Source organism: Bacillus sp. EU55 (assembly GCF_038005925.1).
Lineage (GTDB): Bacteria > Bacillota > Bacilli > Bacillales > Bacillaceae > Bacillus > Bacillus velezensis.
Window position 1 is genome coordinate 156,277 of record NZ_JBBOUE010000001.1, and the last position, 6,224, is coordinate 162,500.

The 6,224-nt window shown below is 46.2% G+C and carries 6 protein-coding genes, 1 rRNA gene and 1 pseudogene (1 of these 8 running past the window's edge); 5 read left to right on the plus strand and 3 right to left on the minus strand.

Going from position 1 to position 6,224, the window contains the following annotated elements; all coding sequences use genetic code 11:
- Nucleotides 1–36: 36 nt before the first annotated feature.
- Nucleotides 37–483: pseudogene (locus tag NYE50_RS00915) on the minus strand (DinB family protein).
- A gap of 131 nt (nt 484–614) precedes the next feature.
- On the opposite strand from NYE50_RS00915, the gene NYE50_RS00920 reads away from it, so the two are divergent.
- The 3 genes from NYE50_RS00920 to NYE50_RS00930 all read left to right on the plus strand — a co-directional run bounded on the left by NYE50_RS00920 (nt 615) and on the right by NYE50_RS00930 (nt 2,964).
- Nucleotides 615–1,058 (plus strand): DUF2521 family protein, encoded by a 444-nt coding sequence (locus tag NYE50_RS00920; RefSeq protein ID WP_224988808.1) that lies wholly within the window; start codon nt 615–617, stop codon nt 1,056–1,058.
- Nucleotides 1,059–1,118: 60 nt separating this feature from the next.
- Complete coding sequence (gene cwlD, locus NYE50_RS00925; RefSeq protein WP_159353711.1) at nt 1,119–1,832, plus strand: N-acetylmuramoyl-L-alanine amidase CwlD; 714 nt, start codon at nt 1,119–1,121, stop codon at nt 1,830–1,832.
- Between the two features lie 79 nt (nt 1,833–1,911).
- Nucleotides 1,912–2,964, plus strand: a complete 1,053-nt coding sequence (locus NYE50_RS00930) for an Mrp/NBP35 family ATP-binding protein (protein WP_159353712.1) — start codon at nt 1,912–1,914, stop codon at nt 2,962–2,964.
- A gap of 32 nt (nt 2,965–2,996) precedes the next feature.
- Here the strand turns inward: NYE50_RS00930 and gerD are convergent, their stop codons facing one another.
- On the minus strand, nt 2,997–3,554 hold the full coding sequence (gerD, locus tag NYE50_RS00935) for a spore germination lipoprotein GerD (RefSeq protein WP_007410419.1): 558 nt from the start codon (nt 3,552–3,554) through the stop codon (nt 2,997–2,999).
- Nucleotides 3,555–3,661: 107 nt separating this feature from the next.
- Between gerD and kbaA the strand changes: the two genes are divergently transcribed.
- Nucleotides 3,662–4,258, plus strand: a complete 597-nt coding sequence (kbaA, locus tag NYE50_RS00940; protein ID WP_014416761.1) for a KinB-signaling pathway activation protein — start codon at nt 3,662–3,664, stop codon at nt 4,256–4,258.
- Here kbaA and pdaB read toward each other — a convergent pair whose 3' ends face one another.
- Nucleotides 4,259–5,023, minus strand: coding sequence for a polysaccharide deacetylase family sporulation protein PdaB (pdaB, locus tag NYE50_RS00945; RefSeq protein WP_014416762.1), 765 nt, complete (start codon nt 5,021–5,023; stop codon nt 4,259–4,261). It lies immediately after the preceding gene.
- Nucleotides 5,024–5,362: 339 nt separating this feature from the next.
- Between pdaB and NYE50_RS00950 the strand changes: the two genes are divergently transcribed.
- Nucleotides 5,363–6,224, plus strand: a 16S ribosomal RNA gene (locus NYE50_RS00950) (it continues 687 nt past the right edge of the window).

Below are 6,224 nucleotides of genomic sequence, written 5' to 3' on the forward strand. Positions count from 1 at the left end.
AGCATCCCGTGACCGATGCTGTTTTTTTGCGGCTTTTTACTGCGGGCGGCTGATCACATTAGCTGAAACCGGTTCTATTCCAATTTCTCTGGCCCAAACCGACAGTTGTCCCATATGGTGAATCTCATGCGTAAGGATATGGCGGAGAATATCATCTTTATGAAAGGTTTGGTCCATCTAGCCCGGCTTAACAAGGTCCGTTCCTTTGCCGGAGACCGCTTGAATGACATCCTCCCGATACTGTTCAGAGAGCTTCCGGAGATCCTGTATGCTGGCATCATCAGACTCAGCGGGCAAAACATCAGCTTTACCTAAAATGGCACGAGCCCAGCTGATTTCGACATCAATGATATGAAATAAAGTCCGCAAGATGCTCTCCATTCCGCCCGTCCGGGATTTCGTCAGTTCCTCTCGGCTCAGCTTTTCACATATCGCAAACCACTCATCACGTACCGTCCAATTGTATTGAAACAGCTTTTTCATAACGTCACCTCTGCTCTTTATTCTCCCAGTTAACATGAAACCCCTTCATTTGGGAGGATTTCCACTATCAACAAAGCATGCTTTTTCCTTATTCCTTTCAAAATAACAGTAAAAAGGAGAGTGAAATGGCAATGGCAGAGGTTTTATCTTTTTCAGACGTGAAACGGCAGAAGGATTATGAGCTTGAGAAAAATTTACTCAAGGAGCTGTCACTGACGCAAATCATTCAATCCGTAAAAGCGTGTCTCACCCCCTTGTTTCCCTTTTTTCAGGACGAAAACGGGATTCTCAGTGAAGGGTGCATAGATTTTGCAATAGAAGCGTATTTATTAGGCGGCCGGTTCGGCGTCTTTGGCTATTATGGCGAGGCCCTGCAGAGGGCAAACGCGCGTTCGGCTGAAGAAGAGGAAGAACTGACGGTCGATTTTTTTGAATATCTTTGCAATTGGACGCATGAGCAATATTCTTCCATAGAACAAAAAGAAATCTATGAAGCGTCCTGCCGGTTTATCAACAGCTGGTGGACGGAAGGATTCCTGCAAAGAGAAAAACAATGTAAGCTCCGCATGAGGTAATCATAATTTCTTCCCTTGTCCCATACTTATTAATAACGGGGACAAGCGGGAGGGAAAAGTATGAGAAAAAAACTGAAATGGCTCGGTTTTTTACTTGGCTTTATCATATTATTGTGTTTATTCCGGTTTCAATTTCATAATGATGATTCCTGGCGGCCGTGGAGCCTGCCGCTGAGCGGGAAGATCATCTATCTCGATCCGGGACACGGCGGACCGGACGGCGGCGCTACGGGAGGCAGTCATCTTGAAAAAGATATTACTCTTGAGGTGGCCTCTAGGGTGAGAGACTATTTACAGGAGCAAGGGGCTTTGGTCATCATGACGCGGGAGACGGATACCGACTTGGCGCCTAAAGGGACGAAAGGCTACAGCAGACGCAAAGCGGAAGACCTTAGAAAGCGTGTGGAACTCATCAACCGTTCAGAGGCGGAGCTTTATATCAGCATTCATCTGAACGCCATACCGTCACCGAGATGGAGCGGCGCCCAAAGTTTTTACTATGGAAAATACGAAGAGAATGAAAAAGTGGCAAAGTATATACAAGATGAACTGAGAATTAACTTGGAGAATACGACGAGAAAGGCGAAACGGATACACGGCATATACTTAATGCAGAATGTAACCAAACCGGGCGCGCTGGTGGAGATCGGATTTTTATCCAATCCGGCAGAAGCGAAAAGGCTCGGCCAGCCTAAATATCAGGACATCATCGCTTCTTCCGTGTATAAGGGCGTATTGAGATACTTCACAGAGAAAGGCGACCCTCCCGAGTAAGGAGGGTTTTTCGCCGATTCTATAATTAATATATGGTATAATACCACTTGTAAACGAATACACAAAGGGTGAGGGTTCGATGATAAGAGAAGATGAAGTTAGAAATATAATCGGAAAAATGCGCGAACCTTTTCTTCATAGACCGCTGGGAGAATTGGATGCCATTAAAGAAGTAAAGATCAAGCCGGAAAAACGGCATGTCAGTGTGAAAATTGCATTGGCAAAAACGGGGACGGCTGAACAGATGGGTATTCAGCAGGAAATCGTATCCGTTTTGAAAGAAGCGGGTGCGGAAACTGTCGGACTGCGGTTTGAAGAGCTGCCGGAAGAAACATTGGCGAAATTCAGCCGGCCGGCAGCTGAAAGCGAAACCCTGCTGAATAGGAAACACCCGCCGGTCTTTCTTGCGGTGGCAAGCGGAAAAGGCGGTGTCGGCAAATCAACGGTTTCCGTCAACCTGGCCATTTCTCTTGCGCGGCTCGGAAAAAAAGTCGGCTTGATCGACGCGGATATATACGGATTCAGCGTGCCGGACATGATGGGTATTACAGTTCGCCCGACAGTAGAAGGAGAAAAACTGCTTCCTGTCGAAAGATTTGGAGTAAAGGTTATGTCGATGGGCTTTTTCGTCGAAGAAAACGCTCCGGTTGTGTGGAGAGGGCCGATGCTGGGCAAGATGCTGAATAACTTCTTCCATGAGGTTGACTGGGGAGAGGTTGACTATATCGTTCTTGATCTGCCGCCCGGCACGGGTGATGTGGCGCTCGATGTACACACGATGCTTCCGAGCTGCAAAGAGATTATCGTATCAACGCCGCACCCTACAGCCGCATTTGTAGCGGCGAGAGCGGGTTCTATGGCGATTAAGACCGATCATGAAGTTGTAGGGGTCATTGAAAATATGGCTTACTATGAAAGTGCAAAAACCGGCGAGAGAGAATATGTGTTCGGTCAAGGCGGGGGAGATAAGCTTGCAGAGGAATTGCAAGTGCCGCTGCTTGGCAGAATTCCTTTAAAACAGCCTGATTGGGACAAGGATCAGTTTGCGCCTTCTGTCTATGACAGAAGTCATCCGATCGGGGAAATTTATATGGGGATCGCCCAGAAAGTCATTGAAAAAACAGCTGAATAAAAAAGGGGCCGGGATCAACACGGCCCGGCCTTTTATTGGCTTTCTTTTTCAGAGCTTGAAGCTGCTTTTTTCAATTCATCCTCGAATTGCTTTTTGAAAAGCGGGCTGGAAAGTGTCTCTGTAATTACATCCTCTAAGTAACTGCGGAACTTTTGGCTTTTCACCAGCTCATAGTATTTTTTATCCATGCCGGGGTCCTGCATGATCTGCATAAAACTTTTCTGATAATCAGGGTCTTTCATCAGTTTTTTTATGATTTTTTCATGCTCGGGCTGAAGAGTTTTTGCAAAGCTCTCGGCGAATTTTGAGTCTTCAAAGATGGTTTTCCAGAACTCCGCCCCTTTTTTAGAGGTGAGGGTTTTCTCTATTGTGCCTTTAATGGCATTTTGATCAATCACCAATGCCTCATTCATCGCATCATCATTTAATATTTCCTTAATTGCCTTTTTTCCATCATCGGTCTTTAATATATCAACAACCATTTTTTTAGTCTGGTCATAATCCATATCCGCTGCTTGGTCTTTTGGAGCACAAGCTGTTACAGATAATAAAACAAAACAGCTTATCAATAGCGTTTTGGCTTTTGACATGCATAAGCTCCTTCCTTACTTGTACTTATTTTTAATATGATTCATCGGAATGGATTTATACATAACAAAATATCGCTGAACGCGATTGTCAGGGGGATGAATAAGAGATGAAAAGCCGCGGGCTTGTTCGATTTTTCTTTTCGATTTTAGCTGTGGGCGCTCTTATTACAAGCGTCGTGGGATTTGCTCTGAAGTGGGGGGAGTACAAGGGGTTCTTTCTGAATTTTGATGCCGGTCAGATTTTCTCCGTTCTGATCTGGTTTATCGGGGTAGGCATGATTTTCAGTGTGATCAGCCAGATGGGATTCTTCGTTTTTTTGACGGTGCACCGGTTTGCCCTTGAAATTCTCAGATCAAGCTCGCTTTGGAATCTGCTTCAGCTGTTTATCATTCTGTTTGTCGCTTTTGATTTAATGTACGTCAGATTTTTGTTTTTCGGAGAGCGGGATGACTCGATTGCGGGGTTTGTCTGGCTGCCGCTGGCTCTGCTTGCCGTCGGCCTGTTGACGGCATATATAAAACAAAAGCAGTCCTCAAAAAATACGTTCGTTTCATCATTATTTTTAATGGTCGTTATTACAGCGCTTGAATGGGTTCCCGCGCTACGAGTGAATAATGAGGACTGGCTTTATTTAATGCTGATTCCGCTGATGGGCTGCAATGCGTTTCAGCTGCTAATGCTGCCGAAGTTTGCCCAGAGGTAGTTATTTCACTTCTGATGACTTGACGTCAGTATTTGCGATCAGGTCGCCGACTGTCACGTTTTTCAGTCCTTTTTGCTTTAAATTGTGAATAATGGCGGGGAGCGCTTCTTCAGTCTGTGTTGCTGAATCAGAGGCGTGCAGCAGGACAATGTCGCCGCCTTTTATATGACTGTTTACATTTTCAATGATTTTATCAGGGCCGGGATTTGTCCAATCCTGCGAGTTAACGCTGTAATGAACCACTGAATAGTGGTACTTCTGTGCAATGGTAAGAACCTTTTTATTAAATTGTCCGGTCGGCGGGCGGAGTAAATGAACATTCTTCACACCCAGCTTTTTAAATGCAGTCTGGGCCCGGAGGATATCTTTTTTTATTTCATTGTCCTCTAGGTTGGTATAATTCTTATACGCATATCCCATGCTGCCGATTTGATGTCCGTCTTTTACCATACGTTCAACTGTGTCCGGGTGCCGTTCCGCCCAAGAAGCTGACAGAAAAAAAGTGGCGTTTTTAATACCGTTTGCTTTTAGCGCGTTCAGAATAGGAACCGCCTTTTCGTCGCCCCAGCTGATATCGAATGTTAATGCGACTTCGCCCGCTTTCGTCTCCCCTTTTGAAATAGCCTTCGGGCCGCTATCAGTTAAAAATACAGGAAGGGGGACGGCTCTCTGTATATAAAAAAAGCTGGCTGCTGCAAATGCGGCAATGATAATAATAAGCAGCTGTTTTATCCTTCTGATGTGCCACACGTAGAAGTGATTCACTGATGACGCCTCCTTATCTTGTCCATGCTTGATTACATCGTATGCCGCGGCGGAGATGAATATAACAAAATACGTTTTAAAAAAATGAAAAAAACACTTGCTAAACTCAACGAATGCATGGTATATTATTAAACGTCGCTGATGAACAGCAGACAACAACAAAAAGCTTCGGAAACAACTTAAAAAAAGTTGTTGACATAAAAGAAGCTGAGTGGTAAGATAATAAAGCTGCTTCAACAAGCGGTAATGATCTTTGAAAACTAAACAAGACAAAACGTACCTGTTAATTCAAAGTTTTAAATAAATCGCACAGCGATGTGCGTAGTCAGTCAAACTACTTTATCGGAGAGTTTGATCCTGGCTCAGGACGAACGCTGGCGGCGTGCCTAATACATGCAAGTCGAGCGGACAGATGGGAGCTTGCTCCCTGATGTTAGCGGCGGACGGGTGAGTAACACGTGGGTAACCTGCCTGTAAGACTGGGATAACTCCGGGAAACCGGGGCTAATACCGGATGGTTGTTTGAACCGCATGGTTCAGACATAAAAGGTGGCTTCGGCTACCACTTACAGATGGACCCGCGGCGCATTAGCTAGTTGGTGAGGTAACGGCTCACCAAGGCAACGATGCGTAGCCGACCTGAGAGGGTGATCGGCCACACTGGGACTGAGACACGGCCCAGACTCCTACGGGAGGCAGCAGTAGGGAATCTTCCGCAATGGACGAAAGTCTGACGGAGCAACGCCGCGTGAGTGATGAAGGTTTTCGGATCGTAAAGCTCTGTTGTTAGGGAAGAACAAGTGCCGTTCAAATAGGGCGGCACCTTGACGGTACCTAACCAGAAAGCCACGGCTAACTACGTGCCAGCAGCCGCGGTAATACGTAGGTGGCAAGCGTTGTCCGGAATTATTGGGCGTAAAGGGCTCGCAGGCGGTTTCTTAAGTCTGATGTGAAAGCCCCCGGCTCAACCGGGGAGGGTCATTGGAAACTGGGGAACTTGAGTGCAGAAGAGGAGAGTGGAATTCCACGTGTAGCGGTGAAATGCGTAGAGATGTGGAGGAACACCAGTGGCGAAGGCGACTCTCTGGTCTGTAACTGACGCTGAGGAGCGAAAGCGTGGGGAGCGAACAGGATTAGATACCCTGGTAGTCCACGCCGTAAACGATGAGTGCTAAGTGTTAGGGGGTTTCCGCCCCTTAGT